18 protein-coding genes and 1 pseudogene are annotated in these 25,445 nt (G+C 42.2%); 5 read left to right on the top strand and 14 right to left on the bottom strand.

Annotation, left to right across the window (positions count from 1 at the left end):
* Positions 1–3: 3 nt before the first annotated feature.
* Together FQ608_RS20780 and FQ608_RS20775 are read right to left on the bottom strand one after the other, a co-directional pair.
* Positions 4–1,086: a FecR family protein gene (locus FQ608_RS20780; protein ID WP_158860417.1), complete on the bottom strand. Its 1,083-nt coding sequence runs from the start codon at positions 1,084–1,086 to the stop codon at positions 4–6.
* Between the two features lie 92 nt (positions 1,087–1,178).
* Positions 1,179–1,787 (bottom strand): RNA polymerase sigma factor, encoded by a 609-nt coding sequence (locus FQ608_RS20775; RefSeq protein WP_158860416.1) that lies wholly within the window; start codon positions 1,785–1,787, stop codon positions 1,179–1,181.
* Positions 1,788–2,042: 255 nt separating this feature from the next.
* Between FQ608_RS20775 and trhA the strand changes: the two genes are divergently transcribed.
* Positions 2,043–2,678 carry a PAQR family membrane homeostasis protein TrhA gene (gene trhA, locus FQ608_RS20770; protein ID WP_158860415.1) on the top strand — a complete coding sequence of 212 codons (636 nt, stop codon included), beginning with the start codon at positions 2,043–2,045 and terminating at the stop codon, positions 2,676–2,678.
* Positions 2,679–3,073: 395 nt separating this feature from the next.
* Here trhA and FQ608_RS20765 read toward each other — a convergent pair whose 3' ends face one another.
* From FQ608_RS20765 to FQ608_RS20735, 6 genes are all read right to left on the bottom strand, one after another.
* A complete protein-coding gene (locus FQ608_RS20765) occupies positions 3,074–4,027 on the bottom strand; it encodes an aldo/keto reductase (RefSeq protein WP_158860414.1) in 954 nt (317 codons plus the stop codon).
* 597 nt (positions 4,028–4,624) lie between these two features.
* Positions 4,625–4,885 carry a Txe/YoeB family addiction module toxin gene (locus FQ608_RS20755; protein ID WP_158860412.1) on the bottom strand — a complete coding sequence of 87 codons (261 nt, stop codon included), beginning with the start codon at positions 4,883–4,885 and terminating at the stop codon, positions 4,625–4,627.
* Positions 4,886–5,137: a type II toxin-antitoxin system Phd/YefM family antitoxin gene (locus FQ608_RS20750; RefSeq protein WP_158860519.1), complete on the bottom strand. Its 252-nt coding sequence runs from the start codon at positions 5,135–5,137 to the stop codon at positions 4,886–4,888.
* 279 nt (positions 5,138–5,416) lie between these two features.
* Positions 5,417–7,675, bottom strand: coding sequence for a multicopper oxidase domain-containing protein (locus FQ608_RS20745; protein ID WP_158860411.1), 2,259 nt, complete (start codon positions 7,673–7,675; stop codon positions 5,417–5,419).
* Positions 7,676–7,678: 3 nt separating this feature from the next.
* Complete coding sequence (locus FQ608_RS20740; RefSeq protein WP_158860410.1) at positions 7,679–8,158, bottom strand: DUF305 domain-containing protein; 480 nt, start codon at positions 8,156–8,158, stop codon at positions 7,679–7,681.
* A gap of 800 nt (positions 8,159–8,958) precedes the next feature.
* Complete coding sequence (locus FQ608_RS20735) at positions 8,959–9,795, bottom strand: 1,4-dihydroxy-2-naphthoyl-CoA synthase (protein ID WP_158860409.1); 837 nt, start codon at positions 9,793–9,795, stop codon at positions 8,959–8,961.
* Positions 9,796–9,904: 109 nt separating this feature from the next.
* Here FQ608_RS20735 and FQ608_RS20730 point away from each other — a divergent pair, with 109 nt between their 5' ends.
* Together FQ608_RS20730 and FQ608_RS20725 are read left to right on the top strand one after the other, a co-directional pair.
* Positions 9,905–10,990 carry an AMP-binding protein gene (locus FQ608_RS20730; RefSeq protein ID WP_158860408.1) on the top strand — a complete coding sequence of 362 codons (1,086 nt, stop codon included), beginning with the start codon at positions 9,905–9,907 and terminating at the stop codon, positions 10,988–10,990.
* A gap of 32 nt (positions 10,991–11,022) precedes the next feature.
* A complete protein-coding gene (locus FQ608_RS20725) occupies positions 11,023–11,406 on the top strand; it encodes a DUF2141 domain-containing protein (protein ID WP_234364307.1) in 384 nt (127 codons plus the stop codon).
* Between the two features lie 666 nt (positions 11,407–12,072).
* Here FQ608_RS20725 and FQ608_RS20720 read toward each other — a convergent pair.
* Positions 12,073–12,762, bottom strand: a complete 690-nt coding sequence (locus tag FQ608_RS20720; protein WP_234364306.1) for a 2OG-Fe(II) oxygenase — start codon at positions 12,760–12,762, stop codon at positions 12,073–12,075.
* Between the two features lie 56 nt (positions 12,763–12,818).
* On the opposite strand from FQ608_RS20720, the gene FQ608_RS20715 reads away from it, so the two are divergent.
* Both FQ608_RS20715 and FQ608_RS20710 read left to right on the top strand, forming a co-directional pair.
* On the top strand, positions 12,819–13,589 hold the full coding sequence (locus FQ608_RS20715; protein WP_158860406.1) for a hypothetical protein: 771 nt from the start codon (positions 12,819–12,821) through the stop codon (positions 13,587–13,589).
* Positions 13,589–14,260: an OmpA family protein gene (locus tag FQ608_RS20710; protein WP_234364305.1), complete on the top strand. Its 672-nt coding sequence runs from the start codon at positions 13,589–13,591 to the stop codon at positions 14,258–14,260. The genes FQ608_RS20715 and FQ608_RS20710 overlap by 1 nt, the downstream gene beginning before the upstream one ends.
* Positions 14,261–14,429: 169 nt before the next feature.
* On the opposite strand, the gene FQ608_RS20705 is transcribed toward FQ608_RS20710, so the two are convergent.
* The 5 genes and pseudogenes from FQ608_RS20705 to FQ608_RS20685 form a co-directional block, all read right to left on the bottom strand.
* Positions 14,430–15,479, bottom strand: a complete 1,050-nt coding sequence (locus FQ608_RS20705; protein WP_158860405.1) for a fibrinogen-like YCDxxxxGGGW domain-containing protein — start codon at positions 15,477–15,479, stop codon at positions 14,430–14,432.
* Positions 15,480–15,658: 179 nt separating this feature from the next.
* On the bottom strand, positions 15,659–16,594 hold the full coding sequence (locus FQ608_RS20700) for a PorP/SprF family type IX secretion system membrane protein (RefSeq protein WP_158860404.1): 936 nt from the start codon (positions 16,592–16,594) through the stop codon (positions 15,659–15,661).
* 28 nt (positions 16,595–16,622) lie between these two features.
* Positions 16,623–18,299 (bottom strand): gliding motility-associated C-terminal domain-containing protein, encoded by a 1,677-nt coding sequence (locus tag FQ608_RS20695; RefSeq protein WP_158860403.1) that lies wholly within the window; start codon positions 18,297–18,299, stop codon positions 16,623–16,625.
* Positions 18,300–18,579: 280 nt separating this feature from the next.
* Entirely contained in the window at positions 18,580–21,588 is a 3,009-nt protein-coding gene (locus FQ608_RS20690) for a beta strand repeat-containing protein (RefSeq protein WP_158860402.1), read from the bottom strand.
* A gap of 267 nt (positions 21,589–21,855) precedes the next feature.
* A pseudogene (locus FQ608_RS20685) lies at positions 21,856–25,445 on the bottom strand (hypothetical protein); the annotation flags it as partial.

The raw sequence follows: 25,445 nt of genomic DNA, 5'->3' as shown, positions 1-25,445 counted from the left end.
TGGTTATTTGGTGCTAAATTGAATGTTTACTTTTTTATTGTCGATGGTATAATCAAATGCTTCTATATAGGCGATACGCTCCAGCACCAGATCCAGGTCTTGGTTTTTAAAATCCGATGAAAGATTCCAAGGCCGAGAAGGGGTTCCACTCACTTGGATCTCCACCCCATACCACTTCTCCAATGCCCGAACCGCATCTTCCATTGAAGCATTCCTAAGCTGCAGAATTCCATCCTTCCAACCAAGGACATTTTCTGTCTTGAATGGATTGATTTTGTAAATATGTGTGGTAGGATCATATTCCAGCTGTTCACCGGGTACAAGGAAGATCTCTTGATCGTAATTGTTATTTTTCACCTGAACTTTCCCGGAAATGAGTGAAATACGCTGCCGATTTTCATCCGTGGTATTGATTGTAAAACTAGTCCCCAGCACTAGTGTGACCAATTTTCCGGCACGGATTTGCATGGGCCGATTTTGGTCCGATGCAATTTCGAAATAGCCCTCTCCGGTCAGTTCCAATTCCCGACCTAAGCTGTCGAATGCTTCTGGAAACCGGAGTACAGTCCCTGAGTTCAACCAAATGCTGGATCCATCCGACAATTTCACCATCAATTTTTCACCGTGTAACGTCTCTTTGGTGACCCAAGGAACGGGAGGGGTATCCGTTAAAACAGCTTTATCCGGAACATTCGTGTAAACATGATAGATTCCGGAACATATTAAAACCGTCATAAGAATAGCTGCCACTTTGTTCCATTGGCCTGCCCGTTCCCATAAGCTGATTGAACGGTCTGTCTTCCGCTTTCGACTCACACCATTTGAGTTTGCCGTTGCTTTAGGTTTTCTTTCAGAAGTGATTATTTCATGAAGCTGCCTTGCCTTCTGCTCGGGGAAAGGAAGTGCTTTTTTCTCCCGAAAAGCCATTACCAATGCTTTGGCTTTCAAAATATCCGCAGCCGCTTCCGGATGACCCTGAACCCAGTTACTCCAGTAGATATCCAGCTCTTTGTCCGGGGTTTTTACCCAGCGGACAAATTCCGGATTTGCCAAAAGAAAGGTGAGGTGGTCTTGCTTATTTTTCATTTAATTGCCATTCACCATTATAAGGCAGCAGCTTGTCCAATGACATGGCAAAAAGTGAATTATTTTTTTCAAAAATAGAAAAATATTTCCCGCTACCAGTTTTTGCGAAGTAGGGAAATGGTTTCGTACAGTAGATTACGAATTGATTTGACGTTCGAAACCCCCATCAGTTCCCTGATTTGTTCATAGGTCAGGTTTTCAAAATAAAAATAATAAAGGACTTCCCGCTTCTTGGGAGTTAATTCCTGAATGGCCGTCTGTAGCCTTTCCATTGCTTCTTGTCCCACTTGCTGATCAATCAAATGCTGCTCATGGGAAGGGGCGATCCACTGCGGGTTTTCTCCGGAAAAAGCCTCAAATTTACGGAACCACTTGCTTTTTTCACGAATAATTTTTCTTCTAAGGGCCTTAAAAAGATAGAAACGTATGTTATTGGTGGCTCCTAACCGCATTCTATTTTTTCGGATTTCCATAAAAAGGTCCTGAATACAGTCTTGAACTAGACCCAAATCCCCAGAAACCTGAAAACCATAGTTGTACATTTCCTCATAATAGCTTGAATAGATCTGTACAAAAGCCGATTCATTGCCTGATTTGAACTCTCCCCAAAGCACCTCGTCCGTCTTGCCATCATCCGAAGTTGGATTCGGGGAATTCGGCGTTGAAACTCGGAAAATGTTTATCGTTGAGACCGCTGGCATAGGTATTTTGGGAAAGAGAGACTAAAATTAGGCTATAGAGTTGGATTTAAAAACAAAAAAATAGATTATTACAGGAAAAAAATTTTGCCGGTTATCGATAACCTTCCTGCAAGTAAATCAGGTTATTATCCATTTTGAATCAGCAATAATGGAGATACGCTTAAATTCAGGGAAAATTTTCTCCCCAGGGAATTTGGTCTTGATGGCACTGTAGGGTATTAGTAAAACCTAATAATCAATTACCTTTATCTTCAGATGGAGAGAAAACAGGCACTGGAAGAGGAATTTGCAAATAGCATTACGCATCTTATCGGTGTGTTGTTCAGTATTGTGGCCATATCACTGCTCATTACATTTTCAGTGTTGAACGGTACAGTTATTCATATTGTCAGCTGCAGCCTTTTTGGGGGGTCCATATTATTGCTTTACACTTTCTCTACTTTATACCATGCCATAGATTCTCCCCGTATAAAGCCATTACTGCGCACTTTCGACCATGTTAGTATTTATTTTTTGATAGCTGGAACCTACACACCCTTTCTACTTATAGCGATTGGTGGAATGAAAGGTTGGATTTATTTTGGGGTGATCTGGACTTTGGCACTTGCAGGTATCATTTTCAAAATCTTTTATACTCACCGCTTTCGGAGACTATCATTGGTCCTTTACCTGAGTATGGGTTGGTTGGCGGTTTTCTTTGTTCAGCCCCTTATCCGTAACCTGGACATTTCCGAACTCAGCCTAATTGCTGCGGGAGGAATAGCTTATACAATAGGGGTGATTTTCTATACAAACAAGACCATGCGCTTTGCCCATGCCATTTGGCATTTGTTTGTGTTGGCGGGGACGGTGTTACATTTTATAGCGATTATGTTTATGATTACTGAGTGAGTTTTTCAATCTGCAAGGCAGAAAAACTGCATTGATAGAATGTTATTTCATTCCTTGGCTTTATTTGCTATAACATTCTTTGTCACTTTTTTGCTGCAGAGCCTGTCCCGAATAGAGAAGCGAATCGGGATCAAAAAGTAACCAACCTGCCCCGCCATTTCGGGGAAAACCCCGCCGCTGTGCATCTTCAAATCCGTCCGCTACCCGCGCATAGGCAAACTCCTCAGTTTTTGGGAAAAGATAGTCAATAAAAAATATGTAGTGCCAAAAACTTCGTCAAAGTGTCTTTACCCCCGCACTGCCCGGATTTCTTCAATCTGCAAGGCGGAAGTTAAAACTAATGTTGGTAAAATCGATAAAAAGCCTAACGCTTGCAACAAAGTAAAATTCAATTTTCAATAAGCAGATACGTGGTCTAGCAAGTTGATTTCTTCTTTATTTAGGTTCAAGGAGGCTGCTTCCACAAATGCTTGCAAGTGGTTACTTTTGGTTGCGCTGGCGATGGGGGCTGTGATGATTGGACTATGAATCAGCCAGGCCAAAGCCACTGCAGCCTGTGAAACACCATGCGTTGCCGATATCTTATCCAAACCTTCCAGAATACGCATGCCACGTTCATTCAGGTATTTCTTTTCAATCCCACCACCGCGAACACTTTTTCCCAGGTCTTCCTTGGACCGGTACTTGCCTGTCAAAAAGCCCATAGCCAAGGCATAATAGCAAATGACGCCCATTCCCTCATCCTTGCAAAGCTGGGCTGTTCCCGTTTCAAAACCCTCCCTGTCGTACAAGTTATATTCGGGTTGAAACACTTCATATTTGGGCAGACCATGATCTTTATGGGCTTGAATGGAGGCAGAGAGCCGATCTACAGATAGGTTGCATGCACCGATTGCCTTTACCTTGCCGGCTTCGATCAATTTTTGATATGCCCCAAGGGTTTCCTCCACGGGAGTTTGGTCATCATCCCAGTGGGTGAGGTATAAATCAATATAATCGGTTTGCAGCCTTTGAAGGGAGTCTTCTACTGCCTTTATAATGTATGCTTCTTTAAGGTCTCTCTTCCCCTGCCCCATATCGGCACCCACTTTGGTGATCAAGTTTATAGAATTCCGATTTCCCTTGGACTTCATCCAGTCGCCGATAATCCGCTCCGATTCTCCTCCTTTATTACCGGAAGCCCAGCGGGAATATACATCGGCAGTATCCAAGGTTTCAAACCCAAGGTCCACAAATTCATCCAAGATGGTAAATGACTGCTTTTCGTCTATGGTCCAGCCAAAGACGTTGCAGCCCAAGACGATGGGTGATGTGCTTAGTCCAGTATTTCCTAAAAGTGCTTTTTTCATTTGATTGGTTGGTTTAGTGTTAAAGGTTAAATGGTTTTAATTGGATTTTGTTCGATTAGGGAATTTATTTTCAATGCCGAAATAAGTGGGGTTCTAAAAATAATCTATGGGTCAAAAGATTTTATTTCTTAAACTTACAAAAACGTAAAAATAGATAGGGAAAAAACAGCTTATTTTTACATTTATGTTAAAACAAGGGGAGATTTAACAGAATTCAGGCTTAATTTAGCCAAAGCAACGAGTGCAGGTTTTTATCTCCACAATATTGAAAAATCCCGCAGAACTCAGGCATTCCTCAGCATCGATTCAGAGACCCCGAAAGGCTGCTTGATATCCTCATGTTTCTGAATGTTGCTCCGAACTGTCAGGTTTGATCATCCCCACTTCCTTTTTCATATCCCTCATAGTAATAGGATTGTTCTATGCCATTAAAAATAATTTCCCGATTCTCAACGTCGTCAGTTAAGTGAGTGATGAGTAATGTGCGTAATTCCAGGTGCTTTTTGCGCAGGCTTGATGTTGGCTTTTGATTATTTACTAAAATTGTCACTATTATTTTTGTCTTAGCCTAAAAAGCACATAGGCTTCTTACTCATTTTAGAGGTCATAGTGGTATCTACAAGCATACACGAGGAGCTCATCCTCAATGATTTGATAAACAAGCCTATGTTCCTGATCAATCCTTCGGGACCAGTACCCGGCTAAATCATATTTAAGAGGTTCTGGTTTACCGATTCCTTCAAATGGTGTTCTTTTAATGGCTTTAATAAGCTCATTGATTTTTCCGACCATCCTCTTGTCAACTTTTTGCCAGTAAAGATAATCGTCCCAAGCATTTTCGGTAAAAGTTAAAACCATTTATCCGTCTATTTTTGGCCTAATGGTTTTCCCCGATTTCATTTGCTGGATTGATTCGTAAAGCCTGTCCGCATTTTTTTTAGAACTCAGTAAATGCAATGTTTCCATAAGTGAATTGTATTCATCAAGTGAAATCACTACGGTTCCTTTGCCCGATTTCCGCTTTATGATTAACGTTTCGTTATTTTCTTCTACACTGTCCAGGTATTTTTTTAAATCCATTCGGAATTCAGAATAATTTGCCGCTATCATCGTGTCAATTTTTTTTACGTACAAATATACGTACTTAATTAAGAAGAATGTTCTTTATTTGTTAGACTTTATATAATGGCCAAGTCAGACAGGCGAATTCCACCGCTTCCTTCCTATTCCCCGTTGCGCTTCTATAGTTCCCCATATCGAGGCTTACTCACTGGCTTTTTTATTCCAAAATTTGGAACTTTATCAGTACTCACCTGCAAGTAATAGATCATAAAGATTTTTAGGATTAAATCAATATTTACCTAAATTGTCAATTTACTTGTTTAAATTTTAATAATTTAATCTCACTCCTAATCCAAATCCCATATCACTGTCATAATGTGTACGAAAGCCAAAGTTTTTACCCGCAATGTAATTCAGCCCGACCATATATTCTTTGTCCGTATTGACCATAAAGCCGGCTCTTATTCTTTTGGTGACAGGTATATCCTCCCTTCTTAATTGGATTCTGACATTTCCATCGTGGTAAACTTCTGTCTGTAAAACCAAAAGCATTGGCAAAGTATAAGCAACACCTAAACTGAATTGCCTTCTATTGTCTTTGGTGGTCCTTTGTCCAAAAATATTTTCTTCCACTTCATTAGCATCCAATACTCTATAACGCCAGTCAAATCCCACAAACGGCATCAGCCATTGCATCCGTCCGATATATCTACCGACATGTGTTTCAGTTTCATAACCATTCGCATCGTTGTATCCCAACCGCCATTCAGTGCCCATACTCCACCTTGCATTTTGGAACATAAACATTCCGTCGTTTCCGTTCGTTGCAAAATCATTTTGGACCGAAAAATGCATTTGGTTACTCTCTCGCTGTAATTTTTTATAAGCCCATTCCTTATTTGGGAGCAAAGGGTTCGGGGCTTGATTTTCGGTGCTGAACACACGGTTCATCCCTGACATCATGTGGTAGAGGATATGACAATGAAAAAACCAATCACCTTCTAAATTTGCATTATACTCAATGACATTGGTTTCCATCGGCATCACGTCAATGACGTTTTTTAGAGGTGCGAAGTCGCCCTGACTGTTTATCACCCGAAAATCGTGGCCGTGCAGGTGCATGGGGTGGCGCATCATCGAATTGTTGAAAAGGGTAATTCTTACATTCTCCCCGTTTTTAATCAATATTTTATCGGTTTCTGCCAACACTTTATTGTCCAGACTCCACACAAACCGGTTCATGTTGCCTGTGAGTTCAAAACGCAATTCCCTAACCGGAGCATCAGGAGGCAAACTGGTTTGTGTAGGCGATTTGAGCATGGCATAATTGAGGGTCAGGATTCCCGAATCCTTTACACTATGGCCGTCATGATGGTTTGGTCCCTGATCCATTCCTTGCATATTCATTCCCTCCACGTCACCCGAAATTTCAGGATACATCACCTTATTCATATCCATTTGTTGCAAGCTCATATCCATACCCATGTCCTTCATATTCCCCTGCATGTCCATCATATTGTTCATCATCTTCATACCCTCAAAATACCTGAGCATTGGCAGTAGGGGGGCGGGTTGCTTACTGCCACTGCCTAAATTGATAGAAGCCGATTTGGAACGGTCCTCGGGCGTAGCTAAAAATTCATAGGAAGTGCCTTCCTCGGGAATGGTGACTACAACATCATACGTTTCAGAAACCCCAATTATAAGTCTGTCTACTTCAACAGGATCAACATCATTGCCATCACTAGCTACTACGGTTATTTTACCCCCAGCATAAGTGAGCCAAAAATAAGAGGACGCACCACCGTTGGAAATTTTTAGTCTTACCTTACTCCCGGCACCAATGGATTGACTCGGACTAAACACGGCTGTTGATTCGTTTTTTCCGTTGATTAAAAACTTATCGTAGTAAATGTCGCTAACATCCATGGCCAGCATCCGCTTCCACTCGTTGGTAATTTTGGTTTTAAAATGTCCGGATTTTATAGCTTCCGCATAGCTTTGGGTAGTCCCTTTTTTGATGGCAAACCAATCCGATCCAATATGGAGCATCCGGTGTACGTTTTCAGGGTTGTAGTCTGTCCACTCACTTAAAATAATAGGAACAGTTGGCAGATCGTCGATGCCTTTTCTAAAAGTCGGGTCGTCATCCCTTTTCTTCAAAATCATAGAGCCATACATTCCTATCTGCTCCTGCAGGCCACTGTGGCTGTGGTACCAATGGGTACCGTTTTGAATAATGGGGAAACGATAAACATGCGTGGTGTTCGGTTCAATGGGCATTTGGGTTAAATAGGGGACGCCATCTTCTTTGTTTGGCAAATACAAACCGTGCCAATGCATGGATGTACCTTCATTGAGCTGATTGTGAACGTGGATTTCTGCCGTGTCACCTTCTGTAAATGTGAGCGTGGGCATGGGTATCTGTCCGTTTACGGCAATCGCCCTTTTTTCTTTCCCTGTAAAATTGACGATGGTGTCCTTTACATAAAGGTCATAACGAACCACTTTTTGGGCGAAAATTGAAGTCGATACCAACAGAATAAATACCGTTAGTAAAAGAAGTTTAAAACTATCTAACTTCATGTTTTATCGTTCCTCCAAACGTTTAATCATTTTTTTCATCTGCTCAATTTCCCTTTCCTGAGCCTTGATTATATCTTCCGCAAGTTTCTGGGCTTCGGGGTCATTAATATTCGCTCTTTCGCTGGTTAAAATAGCAATGGAGTGGTGTGGAATCATGGCTTTCATCCAAAGTATATCGCCTACAATTGGTTTTTGTGTTCTCACCAAACCCAAAGCAGTAATAAAGAGAAGTAAACTGCCTATGAGAATAGCCATATTCTTTTTTTTGTTTTTGTACATTTTCCGCATAAAACCCCACATGATGACTGCCATTGCTGAAATTCCGAGGCAAGTCATATAGAAACGGGTTAAGCTAAAGTACACATGGTCTATCGCATACGTGTTTAAGTACATGGTGATGTACATTGCAATAAAAGATGCGGTGAGCATTAAAATAAATTTTGTGTAATTGCTCGTGTGATTATCCTGTCTAGAATTTTCCATTGTTTTTTACTTTTAAGAATTTGATATATTCAATTTTAACAAACTTGCTCTCAACGCAACCACGACTGTGCCAACACTGATCAAAAACTGTACCTATCACTCAAAGCCCAATAACATTTGGTTTATGTAATATTGCATCTAATATTATTTTTCCACCTACAATCCCAGGAACACCAATACCTTGCATCAATTAGATGTTTCTGGTTTACGCAAAATAAGCTTTTTATCCTTTAAGGAATTTTGTACGGTATTCGAGCACTTAAACTCTTGAAATGATTGTCATTGGAAACAAGAAAGGTCACCCGTGCAGAAATAGCACAAATCGACAAATTTATTATCGTCGGGATCCGCCTGAATCAAATCCCATGTGAAAAAAATCTCAGTATTCGTCACATTCTGCAGAGACATTAACGGATCACCCAGATTTTGAGCGATTTGCCCAGTTGTTTTGATTCCTATTATTTCTATATACTCTTGGAGAAAAATTTCAATAACGGCCAAATCGTATTCCCCTTTCAACAATCCATTAAAAATCGGCCGGTATTTCGAGATTTACGGAATGGTCATTAAAAGAACATTCGTATCAATAACTACTTTCACACATTACCAAGTGTGTTGTGCACCTTCATTGCACAACCAATGATTTTGTATGTGATTTCATCTTCTTTCATAATCGCATCCTATTTTCATCCTGGATATCCTTAAATTCTACTAATCCTGATTTAGACAGTTTTGGCTTACTATTGTTTGCATTTGCACGCAGGCTCACCCAACCAAATTAAACCAGTACCCCCCCCCACTTACGGAATCCACTTAATATGCTTAAAATTAGGCTTTCTTTTCTCCAAAAAGGCATTTCTTCCTTCCTCTGCCTCGTCGGTCATATAGGCAAGGCGGGTGGCTTCGCCCGCAAATACCTGCTGGCCTACCATGCCGTCATCGGTGAGGTTAAAGGCAAATTTTAGCATTTTGATTGAGGTGGGCGATTTTGCCAGGATCTCCTGTGCCCACTCATAGGCGGTTGACTCCAGCTCCTCGTGGGGAATTACGGCGTTGACCATACCCATATCATAGGCCTCCTGGGCACTGTAGTTTCTTCCCAAGAAGAAAATTTCCCGGGCACGCTTTTGGCCCACCATCTTGGCCAGGTAGGCAGAACCGTATCCGCCGTCAAAACTGGTCACATCGGCATCGGTCTGCTTGAAGATGGCGTGTTCCTTGCTGGCAAGAGTCAGGTCACAGACCACATGCAGACTATGCCCCCCTCCTACTGCCCAGCCGGGAACCACGGCAATCACTACCTTGGGCATAAAGCGGATCAACCGCTGCACTTCCAAAATATTAAGGCGGTGCATGCCATCATCTCCAACATACCCCTGCCGGCCACGGGCACGCTGATCTCCTCCGCTACAGAAGGAGTAGACGCCGTCTTTGGGAGACGGGCCTTCTGCGGAAAGCAGCACCACGCCTATAGATGTATCCTCTCGGGCATCCAAAAAGGCATCGTACAATTCACTGGTAGTCTTGGGCCTAAATGCATTTCTCACTTCCGGACGGTTAAAGGCAATCCGTGCCACCCCGTCAGATTTTTGGTAGGTAATATCTTCGTAAGGCTTTACTGTTTTCCAATTGGCCATATCTTTGTTTTTTTTTAACGCAAGATAACAGGCTTGTTCGATTTTTTGTTGACTTTTGGCAAGGGATTGATTGTAACCTACACAAATCGTAAAAAACAAGGCGTTTCCGATGCTTGAAAGAAATATAGTAATGACGGACGATTCCACGCACTACTTTGACGATATCAAAGCCGGAAAGTGGGCAAGGATAGATCCTGCTTTCTATGGAGCCATGGAATTTTGCCAGAAATGGCTTAACGGAGAAAAGTCATTTACGCTAAAAACCTCAGGCTCCACCGGGCCACCCAAGGACATCACGGTAAGTAGGGAGCAGATGATCCTGAGTGCGCGGGCGACGAAATCCTTTCTAAAACTCCGCAAGGGATGCCGGATGATTTGCTGTCTGAATACGGATATGATCGCCGGCAAAATGATGCTGGTGCGGGCCATGGAATGGGAAGCGTTAATTTACCTGTTAAAACCAAGTGCTACACTAGTATTGCCGTTTAATAATGTCTGGGTGGATTTTACCGCATTGGTTCCGCTACAGTTACAGGCTAGTCTGGAAAATAAAGCTTCCAGAGCCCTATTAAATCAAATCGGCACCATCATCATCGGAGGGGCGCCGACTTCCCCGGAGCTTCGGGAGAAGGCCAGTAAGCTACCCGGGAAAATTTACCAGACCTTTGGCATGACGGAAACAGTTTCCCATATCGCCATGGCGGATCTCAAAGCGGAGGGCCCGCTTATTTACAAGGTCCTGCCCAGGGTTAATTTGAAAGTTGATGCGGCAAAAAAACTGATTATAGAAGCTCCCATGTCGGGATACAAACGCATTAAAACCCAGGATGTGGTAGATCTAATTGACAATAAAACGTTTATCTGGAAAGGGAGGGCTGACTTTGTGATAAATTCCGGCGGAGTCAAACTATACCCCGATGAACTGGAAGCTGCCGTTGACCCACACTGGAGAAAATATTTCCCGGGAAAGCGGTTCTTTATCACTTCCGCAAGCGACCCTAAATTGGGTGAGAGCGTATTGTTGGTATGCGAAAGGGTCTCTTCCAAGGATCCGTTTATACAGCCCTTTTTACATACACTCTATGAAAACATACATCCGTACTGGATGCCTAAACGGTTACTAAATGTGGACACAATTCTCCTAACTCCCTCTGGAAAAATCGATAAACGGGCTACCTTGAAACCATATGTCTAATGATCCATTTATTTTTAATATCGCTATTCCTCATGACAAATCCATCCGAAAACTCGAAACTTACCATTACCATCACCAATATTGGAAGCAGTGAAGGGGTGGTTCAGGTATTGATTTTTCATCAAGCAGAGGGATTCCCCGATACGCCTTCCATGGCCTTCAAAATTTTAAAACTTCCCATTCAGCGAGAAAAAGCCTCAGCCGAAATACAGCTACCCGAAGGAAGATATGCCGTCTCCGCCTTTCACGATCATGACGGGGATGGGAAAATGCGCACTGGAGCCTTTGGCATTCCGAAGGATGCCTATGGGTTTTCCAATAATGCAAAAGGCTTTTTTGGGCCTCCTGCGTTTGAAAAGGCAGCTTTTAATTTCGAAAAATGTGGGATGGATTTGGAAATTAGATTGAGTCTTTAAAATTTATTTCAGAAATTGTTCCCCATTTAATTTATTGCTTAACTTTTGGGCGATCTCAAGAATTTATGCATTGTTTTACTTTGTCACTTTTTTGCTGCAGGCCTGCCCTGACGACAGTCAGTGGTCAAAAAAGTAACCAACCTGCCCCGTCAGGACGGGGAAAACTACGCCGCTGTGCATCTTCAAATTCGTTCGCTGCCCACGCATAGGCGAACTCCTCAGGGTCTCAAATTATTTCGTTATAAGCAAACATTTTATCTAAACCCTTCATCAAAGTTCCTTTGCCACCTCACCACCCGAATTTCTTCAATCTGCAAGGCGGAAGCTAAAAACGAAAATAGATGTGAATTTGTAACAAGAACATTTATTTTAAAGGTTCAATACTTTACTTTCTGGTCAACCGGATCCTTAGTATACTCGCTTATAATCATTTGGATAATTAAATTACTGTTAATTGTCATATACCATTATAAGAAAATTCAACGGACAAAAGAGTCGTAGCGTTTAGAATATTGTTGCGTTGGTTTCCCGCTGATTACATTAATAAATTCTGCGTAAATCCGCGATATCTGCGGGAATATTTGGCCGATGAACGGTTGACTTGACACTAGTTTGTCACAGGCTAAAAAATTGGAACTACTACTATTGTTGCTGCCCTTTTAAGTTTTACACAACGTCTTTAAACCACCCTGTAATGCTTACCCTTTCCTTATTAGTTGGCAGCACCTCGTGGGGAATTTCACCGCTTAAAAATACCACCAATTTCCCCCCTTCGGGGAAAATATCCACATGTGTTTCTTCCCCGTTTTCATTTTGTAGGTACATACGCAATTCTCCGCCGTTTGCATCTTCCCACGTATCGTTCAAATAGAGAATTACCGTCACCACCCGATAAGCCACCGCCTGAAACTGATCCAAATGACGGAGGTAAAAGGATCCCGGAGGGTACATGGCAAAATGGGCTTCGAAGGACCTCAAACCCAGAAAACAACGTTGGTTGATATCTTGCATCAGTACATCCGCTAGCTCCCAATACTGTTGCTGCAAGGGAGTCAAAAGCTCCTCATCCATCCAAAATACCTTATCACTGCGGATTTCGGGCTTGATGGCAAAGGAATCGCCCGACCCAATTCCCGCATGCCGGAACTGGCCGTGCCTCAAAATATCCCGCTGCTCATCCAATAGAGCTACCCGCAGGGATTCCTGAATATAATGGTCGGCTACCGACCAGCCTTTCTCATAGAGATCGGATATGATTTGGCTATTTGCTGAGGCAGACATGGTGTTGTAAGTAAGGTTTTCGAGGACTGTTTTCCATACTCCTACAAATATACGTGCAGGATTTTGGGTATTCATGAACTTTTTTATTGTGAAACCCCTAATTTTATCCCTCCTTAAAAAATCATCCTAGCATGCATCTAAAATCCGAAGATATTATCCGTCTGGAAATTGACTATCAAACAGGGGAAGTGCCCCCTCCTTTCAGCCATATTTTTAAGCTAAAACTTAGTTTCGAAAAGAGCTTTGTCAACACCCAGTTTGAGATCTCTTATACGGACAGGGAAGAGCTTTCGGAGGAGGAAATTGTAAATGAGGGTTTTACGGAAAATGACGACTTCAAATTCGTTGGTGAAGTCCCGAAAATTTGGCAGCGTGAATTCCTTTCTCTCTATTCCAGCTCAAAATGGTCGCATCAGAAAATGTTGGGACCGGAGGGCGGGGTTAAAATACTGGCAAAGGACCTGCATGGAAAAATAGTTCGCTCCATCCCCCTGAATGTGGAGGATTGGTATTACCTGACTCAGGAATATATCCAAGCTATCTATGAGGTGAGTAAACGGGAAGCTCCCCTGATGATCCGATACAAAGAGGTAGAGTCCGAAAAGGTATGGATGTACGAATTGACGTTTAAATTTGCGGTGCGAAAAATTGAACTCAGGATCAACGGTGCTCTCCTAGAACTCGACTGGGAGAGTGCAAAGGATCTTTTGGCGAACATCTATCTGCCGGATTACGATTATGGGATAGCCAAAGCATCGGAGCCGACAAAACGCGGAAGTTATATAGACTGTGGTGATGGTCTTTGGCATGATTTTAGAACAGGTGTATTTAACCTGGACGATTCCTTTGACGCCAAGGGAAAGATCCAGGAGGAATTCAAAAAACTAAACCACATAATATAATGAAACGACTAAATTTATTTTTAATGATCTTCGCTAGCGGTGTGATGATGATGGGCTGTGCCGATTGGAGCAACACGGGTAAAGGAGCTGCCATAGGGGCAGGTTCCGGTGGAGCAATTGGTGGACTTATTGGCAATAAGTCAGGGAATACAGCAGGTGGTGCCATTATCGGCGCAGCAGTAGGAGGCGCAGCAGGCGCAGCAATCGGCAAGTATATGGATAAGCAGGCCGCAGAGCTGGAAGCAATCGAGAATGCCAAAGTAGAACGGGTTGAAGAGGGTATTAAACTAACTTTTGAATCCGGTATTCTGTTCGGATTTGATTCGTATTCACTAACTCCTGCATCACAGGAAAGTGTGATGGAGTTGGCGGAAATTCTCAACAAGTATCCGGAAACAAACCTAATAATTGAAGGACATACCGACAATCGCGGTGCAGCAAGCTACAACCAAGATCTTTCAGAAAAAAGGGCAAATGCGGTAACGAATTACCTCAAGATGAAAGGTGTATCCGGAGACAGACTAACTACAATAGGTCACGGACTAAACAACCCTGTAGATACCAACGAAACCGACGAGGGAAGAGCCCGAAACAGGCGTGTTGAAATTGGAATCGTGGCTAATGAAGAGCTTTTGGAAAAAGCCGAAAGCGGTGAATTGGAAGAAAATTAAAAGTTCTAAAGTACAATCTATGAAAAGCCTGGCGGTCTTGTTGACTGTCAGGCTTTTTTAGTCCTTTCAATTAAATTATTTCTAAGTCTTAGTTTTTTATTTTCCTGTGGACCATCAAAGCAAAGAAACTTTCATATTCCCTTAAGCATTTACTATTGCCCTATTATCCCTATCTCACCCAATACCAAATTCTACCTGGATGGGGGTTTAGTGAACTAATCCAGGGAGAAGGCCCCCAACCGGAATTGCTTGTAATCAATGTTCCCCACCAATTTCCTGACCCGTTATCTGTTGTAACAAAAGCACTGTTGTGTGTAGATCGCCATGGCATTCTTGGCTGAACCGAATCTGAATTACCTAAATTGTAAGGATAGGTATCAAAGGCTATATTCCTAGTAATATTGGTCTGAGAATTATTAGTTTTTACAAATGTATATTCCTCGTTGGCAGTAAAAATACCACCCCACCTATTCCTGGTGGTTGCATCCATCATAAACTGAAAACCACTGGCACTTTTTTTAATGACATCTGCCCATGCTATTATAGAATAATTGGAAGACAATCCAGGTGAACCTTGGTTTCGTAAAATCGCATTGTTGAAGGTCCAGCCTGAATGGTTTACATTACACATGATCAGGGTCCATCCTCCCCCATCCGTTGTCATGTCCGCATAAATTTTGAAGGGCATACCTTCATTTATTATTGGATTCGCAATCCAATAAAACCCATCAACAGACTCTGGGTAGTCCTGTTTGATCTGAAAAGCACTTGTCGAAGCGGTTTCCATACTCAATCCGTCATTATAGCGAATCTGCATTTTTTCTCCAAAGGGGGTTAATCCAACCGAGCTGCCTGACCTGCCATGGGCATTGATATATTGGGGGCCCGTATTAATTACTCCTCCAAAATAACTAATCACCCAAATATCCTCCACTGTCAGCGTGGTAGTTATGGAATGGCTTAAATAACTGCCTTCTGCTGCTTGGGTTACCGTGATGACTGTTTCTCCTGGAGCAAGAATTTGAACGTTAAATCCGGATATGATGGCCACTGCATGATTACTGCTGGTAAATGAGAACTCACCCCCACTATTACTCAACGGCGGTGTGATTACAAAACTTTCGTCAAAATAATTTTTCGTAATCGGTTTAAATTCCCCAAATACAGGGATCTCACTCGATTGAGCCCACCCCCCGGAAATCATGCAAAAAGCAGACATTAATGAAATAAAGTTTTTGATATAGGTTCCCATCATTATTGATAGTCAAATTAAAGTTATGGAAATAGAACTGTAACCCCCCACTTCCGTCAACATTCAAGAAAGGAACAGTTTTTTTTAGTCAACCCTGGAAGCACAAAGCCAGGTCCATTAAAAAAACCTTCCTAATTATCTATATACTACCAAATCATTTCCGATCCTCCCCTGAAAAGACTGTAAGTCAACATGAATTCATGTGTAGTATTTGGTAAGAGGTAGGAACGTAACATAGGCATTTCATATATATAGCCCATTCGCATTTCGCCAAAGATAAAGCCCAATTGAAAACTGTTGGCATAAGATATCCGATGTCCTGCTCCTATCCACATCTTATCCATCAGCAAAACCTTAAAATTAAACTCCACGTTATCCAAAAGATCTTCCTGATTTCTCCACATTACATTGGTTGCCAAGGCAAGATTATCCGTAAGCTTGTTGCGATAACCTCCCTGGAATATTCCGGATACAGCTTTACCGTCCATAAAGGAATCCCCATTATTCAGTCTTCCTCCATTAAGGTTATGTACAGCGTAACTAATATAGTAGTTTTTATGGGTTAAAGCCAGTCCCAGATTAAAATCCAAGATTTCCATATTGGCAAAACTCCCCAGATAGCGAACTACAACGGGGTCTGATGCCTGCTGTGTATTCATCTTGTTGCCATCAAGCCTTACTGTATTGTAGTTGATCCCTATTCCCAACCGAAGATTTGTGGTTCGTGATAGTCTGACCCGAGAGGCATAACCCAAAATAAGTTCTGAATCCATGAATGCACCGTTGGTGTCATGATGCATACTTAAACTTACTGCATTCTTACCCAGCAAGCCCGGATCAGTTTCACCGGCAAGTTGTCCAAAATCAAGTTCTGCGGATAAAAAATACGTCTTGGGCGCCCCTTCCCATCCCAGCCATTGATTCCGTATAAAACCCCGTATCATTGATCCCTCATAGGCTGCAAGACCGGGGTTATAATATTGTTGCAAATGGCTAAATTGGCTGATATATTTTCTTGATTGGGCATATACACTTGATCCCATCAGAAACAAAATTGAAATTAGTAGCCATTGCTTTTTCATATCTTCTAAATATTTTCAATTTGAATTATTATTTCCTGAGCAGATTCAATACTCCTCTTCTGATTTCTCCTAATTCTCTTATTTCTATTGTCCAATAGTACGCTCCTATTGGCATATCCTTCCCGTCTTTTATTCCATCCCAACCTATATCCGGATTTTCGGTGTAGAAAACCCGAATACCTCCGCCGTCAAAAATTTGAATTCTGGCTCCCTGATAAACTCTTAAATCAGGCACTTCCCAAAAATCGTTGAGACCGTCGCCATTTGGTGTGAATGTGTTGGGTACCCAGATTTCATCAAGCGGTTTTCTGTTCCTCTTAATTTCAATGAGTTTATCCAACATATTGCCGTCCCTGTCTGTCACCCTGACGATAACCGTGAACGTGGTCTTCCCTTCTGCTCTTTGGTCACTGCTCCAATAAAGGACATCGTCCTTGATCTCAAAGAATCCATTGTCATAACCGTCGTTAAGTAGGGTGATTTCATGGATATCATCCAGAGGGTCTAAGACTTCAAGCTTTCCTACACGAATTATAGGCTCAACAGATCCTCCATCAAAGGTGTCGTTATCCAGCGTCACGTCTATAGGTGCAGGCTTCGGTAGAACTTCAACGGCAATGTTTGCGGCCAACTCGTAGATATTCAATACGCCTCTTGGAAAATTGATCTCACTTTTAATTTGATAGATCCCCCTTTTGTAACTATCTAGATTGGATTTATCCCAATTCACAGCTAAATCTGCAATAATGCCTGATCCTAGCATCCCACTAATGGTATCTGTCAAGAATTGATCGATTTCCTGATAACCCCAAGGAACTTGGAGTTCTGATGCGAATAATAAAACTACTACGGATCTGTCCCTGATGTAATCAGCAATTCCATCCCCATTTGAATCAAGATAACTCCAGGGATCGAGAGCGTTTGAATTTTGAATCATTTCCACATAGTCAGGAACTCCGTCACCATCTGTGTCTAGATAGTCCAACAGATCATCGTAGTCAGAACCCTGCTGAATTTCCAAGATGTCCGGCACGCCATCACCGTCGGTATCGACCATGCTTGACTTCACTGTAAAATAGGAAGCGAAGGATTCGAATTGGTCAAAATCCTCAAGGCTAGCCATTTCCCCGGAAAGGGTTTGCTCTTTCAAAAAATGCCATTGAGAACCAGTCCGATTTGCCAGTGCCTTTGGAAAAAAGGAGAGCGGCTCATCCACTTTTTCCCAAGAAAACCCCAAGTTGACGCTTTCAGATCCAGATTTTTGGGCGGCCTCGACCTTCCATACATATGGCAATGCATCGGAGTCAGAAAGAACTTCCATTCCGACTATAAAAGTAGTGTTGGAACCGGTGTTCTTGATCGTTAAACTCGTCTTACCGTCTATTCCAACCGCAATTTTAGATATTTCTCCTTTGGACAGGAGCCTTGTGATTATTTTTGCGTCCTTACTGGTAATCCTGATAAAATCGGATTTTGTCAACGTGATGTTTTCCGGATTGCTCAGTTGACTGTTGTCCTTGAGCAGTATCGAAGGAGCTGAAAAAATCACTCCTTCTCCCTTCAAACTGAGCTTCGCATCTCCAACCAATGTTAAGCCTTGCGAAAAGAGCTCCGTTGAAACGCTTAAGAAAATAAAAATTCCCAAGAATGATAGTATTTTGTAATCCATATTAAAGATCCACTTTCGCGGGTTTCTGATTTCCATTTTCAGTAGGATTAAGTAGCCAGTTATTAAAATGACTTATGTTCAATTCGATTTTTAAAAATTTAAAAGCCCGATTAGCAGACAGGTATTTCAGACCATCCTTCCAGTTTTTATACCTATGTCCACTTCTTTTTGACGTGAGTTTCATAGGCCCCTGAAGTCCACCAATAGTGTATTGTCAAAATTTGATCTGGTTAATTTTCCATTTCTTAGAAAATCAGTCATCCGAGAATCTTTTGAGATATTCCAGAATCCTGAATTTTGATCAAAGGAAGAAGCATTATAAACCATATTTTGATTTTACGGCATTGTAGTTTTGTTGGATTTCTAATGCAGTAAGCACTCTATTGTAGATAAATACTTGGGCAATAGTTCCGTTAAAAAAGTAATTTAATCCTGCTCTAGAGGAAATATATAGCTTATGACTTGCTAAATTTCCATTGTTGTCACTGGCAAGGGTAGGGACAATTTCACTATTTGGGGCAGCACCATCAATGTAAATTACAGTTTGGTTGGTCGCATTAAGACTTCTATCTGTCGTTGCCGACAAAAGGTGCCACTTATTATCATTTATCGTTGCTACTGAATTGCGCACATTATAGCCTTGATTATGGTCTGTAAATTGTATTTTATTGCTATTTTGAAGAACGCCAAAAGCATTATTGGAATTCCAATTTACACTGTGTTCCATAATCATTTCTGTGCCCGTAGTTGCTGTTTTTAGAATGATTTGAACGGTTAATTTATCAGTATCCGAGAGATTTAAATTGCTATTTGTTACAAAATAATCATTTATACCATCAAAAACTAAAGAACCACTGTTAGCACTATTATATGTAACACCGTTTATAAGGGTCCCATGATTACCATTCCCACTCAAATCTGTCCATGTTGTGCCGGTTCCCGAATAACTCGCTGTGTTTCCCGCATCTAAATGCATGATTAAGCCCAATGTGACTAAATCCTCATATATATCTTGAATATTACCATATTTATCCACCCCAAAAGCACCTCCTACTTTTCCATTTGAATCAACAAAAATGACATCGGTACTTGATATACCACCATATTTTGAAACCAAATCTTTCCCTAAAACGGTTAATAAAGTTGATACGGTGTTTCCTTCATAATTGGCATCTGCAGCTTGTTCTGCCATTATGTTTGCGGTTCCCAAACCAGTAAAAGTAATAACCGAACCGCTTATGGTAGCCACAGCCGTATTATCACTTGTATATACAAAAGGACTGGTATTGTTTGTTGTAGGTGGCACAATAGTATATGTCCCCACAAAATATTGTTTGTTAATTGCCGCAAATGTTCCAAATGTAGTACTTGGAATATCTAAAACTGTTATGGTAAGGGTTTGCGTGGTACTATTGTTGGCCGCATCGGTTGCATTGACCTCTACAACATAGGTATTAGAATTTACAGTACTAGAGGGGGTTTCATAATCTGGTGCATTTATAAAAACTAAATTACCACTACTGTCCATACCTAACAATGCTTCGTCATTGGTGTTTCCTAAAGACCAGGTTACAGTTTTATTAGCAGAAAAGGTATGTACTGCAGTTAGGTTTTCATTTATTGACACAGTACTAGTTAAACCCGTTTCGCTGTTTGGGCCTGTGATGATAGGAGCTGTAACACTGGGGTCTGAATTCAAACCGCCATATTCGTAAGCGCCTATATCCGTAGACCCATTTGTGTATAATCCGCGTTGATCAGTCGCCGAGGCACCGCTGGCCGTTCCAGCATCTATAGCAAAACTGCCTGAACTTAGGGCTAAAGTCTGGGTGCCGTTTATTGAACTATTATCAGCCAATGTTGATGATAGATTTAAACTGCCACCTATAGATGCATCATTTTTATTCCAGCCCAACCCACTGGCTCCTTCTATATTGCCTAAGTAATCGTGGCTATACAGAATATCTGTGGCACTATTAAACTTAAAAGCTGTTTGGCTTTCAACTATATTATAACCATTATCGGTTACTGTTCCGCTGCTTAAAACTCTATAATCTTTAGAATCATTACCCGCGATAATGGTATTCTGAACTATAAATTTGCCTCCATACGTACTTAACAGCCCGGCATCGTTTCCTGATATTGTCGAATTTATTATAGTAAAGATATTAGTAGGAGCCCAACCTACAAGTGCACCTTCATTACCAGATGTGCTAGATGTATTTCCAAATACAGTGCAATTAGTCATTGTACAAGTGGCATCACCACCGTAAAGAATAATAGCCGAACCATATGATGTTGAGATGGATCTATTATTATAAATGGTAGAATTATTTATAGTTAGAGAGTTTTCTGAATTAACTGGTTGTTGATTAAAAACCCCCCCACCTATATTTGCATCATTATTGGATATATTACAATTATTTACAGTTAAGACTCCTTTATTATTAATCCCCCCACCAAGTGAGGTCTTTCCGTGGCGTACCGTTAAGTCTTCCAAGACAACCGTATTGGTTGTAATAAACACCCCTCTATTTGCTATACCCTGTGAGGCTGCTGCTTGAACAATTGTAGAACCAGCACCCTGACCTCTAACAGTGAGGTTACTAATATTTAAATTATTTTCTGTAAAAGTTTCAGCTGCAAGGTTTAAAATATTCCAATCAGAATTAAATAAATTAAATGCAGATAGCGCAGCCGAAATTGAAGCATAGTCTCCGCTACTGCCGATACCATATTCTTGAAAATAATTAATCTCTAGATCATTTTTTGTGGCATTGTTTTCCCTAGAAGCATCACCACTGCTAAAAGCATCATCCTGAAAAGCAAAAGTCAGATTTAAAACGTCGTTCGTGTCGTTATGCGTGGTAGCATTTCCTGTTAGAATAACACTTAGCGTAGTAGCACTGGTGCGAGTAATATCAGCAGTAAGTCCGGCAGAAAGATTTGTAACTATAACCTTGCCATCCGTAACAAAATTATCTCCATTAGAACCTGTAAATGTATTACCACCATAGTTATTATGGATAATACTAATCGGCTGACTATTATCAATGCTTCCATCATTGGCAGCATACTCTGTAAAAATAGCCACACTATAACTTATGCTGGAGCCGGGTAAACCTACTGTTGGAGCTGGTGAAGTTCCCATATAATCAATTTCCCAACCTGTAAGAGGAGGAATAGTTGGATCAGATGAAGTCCTATTCACATAAAAACCTCCAAAAGCACCATCTCGGTAATCGTTAATTACCCAATCACCAAACATATTGCTATGCAGATAATATGATTCTCCAGAAAGTTTCCATCTTGGATTTCCGTCCATATTCGTGCCATCCGGGGTATATGTGCCATTTACCTGGGCACTACCCGCGCCACTAACCATATAATCACTAGCGAGCAGGTTTGTGCTCCATGCCATTAATAAGAGAAGTATTGTATGTTTAAAAAGTTTATTCATCTGTTGATAATTGGAAACTAAATGATTTGATTAAGATTTTGAACTTTTGGTTTTAAAATTCCATGATATACTTGCTTTAAATTATTCTTTTGCTGAGACAGCCTTTAAGCTGCAGTTTTTTTAAAGTGTGAATTAATAAAAATAATCAAACTGTATTCTATCCATGTTGGTCAATGTATAGCTGCCATTGTTTGCGGGTACATATTCCAATGCAGTTTCAGTCCAAGAATATGCATTATTGCTAATGCGAATGCCATTGATGTACATTTTAACCTTACTATTTGTAGAAGGAGCTTGTGTTAAAGTGAAACTTGTTTGAGATGCTGTTGCACTAAACTCATCAGCTACTTCCCTTACTACGGCTGCATCTTGCCAGCTTGCAACACCCGATGCATCAGTGGTTAATACTTGGCCAGCAGTTGAATTGTGTAACTTTGGGTAAGTTACAGCTCCTGCAGTTACGGTCCCGCTTGTTTTTACATTGGTAACACTAGTATTTCCTAATTGAATGGTGTTGCTTGTTGCTACTATAGCTTCATATCCTAAGGCCGTAGCATTGTTGAGGTTAGCTGCCCCAACATTGGAATTTGTTCCAATTATTGTGTTGTTAGAGCCAGTTGTATTGGTACTTCCTGCACTTTTTCCAACACCAACATTATTATTACCTCTATTACTGATTAATGATTGATTTCCTATCGAAGTATTCTGACTTCCTCCACCTAACCCTGTCATTGATTCAGCACCTACAGAGGTATTTCCAGAGCCAGTGGTCAGACCAACCATATTTGAAAACCCCACACTGGTATTATTTGCAAATCCTGTCCCTACATAATTCCCCATTGAAGTAACGCCAACTGCAGTATTTCTGGAAGCTGAACTGGATCCATTCAATGCGCCAGCACCTACTGCTAGGTTTTCTGCTCCACTTGCGTTCCCTTTACCTATTCGTTGTCCATTAAAAATTCCATTGGATGAAAAGGTTTTTGAACCTCCTATTGTCTGAGCTGTCGTTAAATCCATAAAATTCTTTGTACTAGATCCAGTTCCTCCATTTGAAAGAGGAAGAATTCCCGAAACATTAGTGGTTAAATCAATTGTTTTCCCATCAACATATGTTTTTACAGACCTTTCAGTTGGAAACTTGGTATCTGTTGCGTCTGATAGTGTGACATCTGAGGATTTGTTTGCACTATTTTCCTTGAATGCGATGTTGGTAGCATTGGCCTGAATATCTGTGGTGTTTTGGGCAACCGAAGTATTCAAACTGTTGATATCTCCGGTATTCGCAGAAATATTGTTGGCATTGGTCTTTATCTGGACATCCAGTTTATCATCTGAATCTTTCAGCGAGGTTGCGGTGGTGAGAAAATTGGATGTTGTATTGGCCGTAAAACTTCCGTCTGTTCCCAGTCCGGCTCCGGTCTGTGTATCATCAAGTTCGGTTTGGATACCTTCTGATCCTGTGGTTAGACCCGAAACCATCCCGTCCACATAAGCTTTGGTTGCGGCATCCTGTGCCAGGGTTGGATCAGCTACTCCTGATAATTTGTTTGCTCCTAAAGCTACCTCTGCTGTCGCTGCACCAAATCCGCTCAATGGAATATTTTCCTTGTCCAGTTTGGCATCAGTCACGTTAGCGTTTAAAATCATAGCTGTTACCACTTTATTATCCCCAATGGTGCTTACCCCTGAATTATCAAGGGTTACATCACCTGTAAGGGTAACTTCTGATGCTTCGTTGCTCGCATTTCCAAGATATAATTTTGCAGATTCAAGCGTATTGATTGCTCCTATTGCCAGGGTGTTTTCCGATTCAGCAGCAGTTGCCCGCGTGATTTCGGCGGATAGGTCTGTAGCAAGAAGCAATTCCACATCCTTGGCCCTGTCAATTTCTTCATCCAGTGCTGTCTTGTTACCTGATGCGGAGGCATCCACGTAATCTTTTACCGCTTTGGCACTGGTATATTTGATGTCTGAAGTACCGTCCGTTGTAATGTCTGTGCTCTTGTTGGAAAGGTTTTCCTTTTCTGCTTCAGCAGTCTGCGCACGGGCCGTTTCAGTGGCCAGGGCTGTTTCCAAGGTGGCATCTCCCGAAATTCGTGCAGCCGTTTCGGTGGTCAAATCTGAAATTATGTCTGCTTCTGCACGTTCAGCACGAGATGTTTCTGCAGCAATCGCTGTTTCCAAAATGGCGTCTTCGGATGTTCTTTCGGTAGTTTCCGTAGTTAAATCGTTAATTATTTCAGCTTCTGCCAATACCGCCCGGTCGGTTTCAGCTGTAATGGCCTGGCTTAAATTGGTGTCGGCCGTTTGTCTTTCGGTACTTTCTGTGGCCAGGTCGGAGGCCAACTGAGTTTCTGCTCCTTTAGCTCTGGTGGTTTCTGTTTCAATGGCTTCTTCTAGTACCCCTTCTGCAGCCGTTGCCCTGGTAATTTCGGTGGCCAAATCAGTAGTTAATGTAGTTTCGGCAGCCTTTGCACGGGTCGTTTCGGCTTCCAGGTCGGTGGCCAGCTTGTCTTCGGCCGTGGTTGCCCGGGTGACCTCGTCGGCAAGTGCTACGGAACCTTCGGCTGCGGAAGCGTTCACAAAGGTTTTGACGGCCAATTCGGTCGGATACTTGGTATTGGTCTCATCCGAAAGGGTGATGTCCGCTGATTTGTTGGCCGTATCCTCCTTTAGTGCTATGGCGGTTTCTGCGGCCGTTTTGTTAATGGCCACATTCTCCTCAACCGTTTCGATATTGCCCTGCAAAACTCCTTCCGCGCCAGTTGCTCTGGTGGTTTCGGCAATGAGATCAACGTTTAACCTTTCCTCCGCAGCGGTCGCCCGGGCTGTTTCAGCTAAAATGTCTGTAGATAGGATGCTTTCGGCATACATTGCTCGGATGGTTTCGGCAAGAAGATCGGCGTTTAGTTTATCCTCAGCGGAAGTTGCACGGATTGTTTCGGCTAAGAGATCTGTGGTTAAGATAGTTTCGGCATCAATTGCCCTGTCCGTTTCGGCTTCAAGGTCCATGGCCAGCTTTTCTTCGGCAGCCGTGGCACGGGCAACCTCGTCGGCAAGGGCTCCGCTGCCTTCCGCCGCTGATGCGTTGACGAAGGTTCTCACTGCCAGTTCTGTCGGGAACCTGGTGTTCGTGGCGTCCGAAAGGGTGATGTCGGTGGACTTGTTGGCGGAATCCTCCTTTAGGGCGATCGCAGTTTCAGCGGCCGTTTTGTTGGCGTCCACATTGTCCTGCACCGTACCGATATTGTCCTGCAAAACTCCTTCCGCGGAAGTCGCACGGGCTGTCTCGGCTAAAAGATCTGTGGTTAACGTAGTTTCGGAAGCAATTGCCCGGGCTGTTTCGGCAGAAAGATCTGCGTTTAGCTTGTCCTCTGCGGAAGTTGCACGGATTGTTTCGGCTAAAAGATCCGTGGTTAACGTAGTTTCGGCAGCAATTGCTCTGTCCGTTTCAGCGGAAAGTTCTTCGGATAGTGTAGATTCGGCATCAATTGCACGGGCTGTTTCGGCTTCAAGGTCTGCCGCCAGTTTTTCTTCGGCCGCAATGGCACGGGCAACCTCGTCGGCAAGGGCTCCGCTGCCTTCCGCCGCTGATGCGTTGACAAAGGTTCGCACCGCAAGTTCGGTCGGGAACTTGGTGTTGGTGGCGTCCGAAAGGGTGATGTCGGTGGACTTGTTGGCGGAATCCTCCTTGAGGGCGATGGCAGTTTCAGCGGCCG

Origin of the sequence: Lunatibacter salilacus (assembly GCF_009797935.1) — a bacterium.
Classification (GTDB): Bacteria; Bacteroidota; Bacteroidia; order Cytophagales; family Cyclobacteriaceae; genus Lunatibacter; species Lunatibacter salilacus.
The sequence above is the reverse complement of the archived record's forward strand: the minus strand, read 5'-3'. Positions and strand labels throughout refer to the sequence as shown.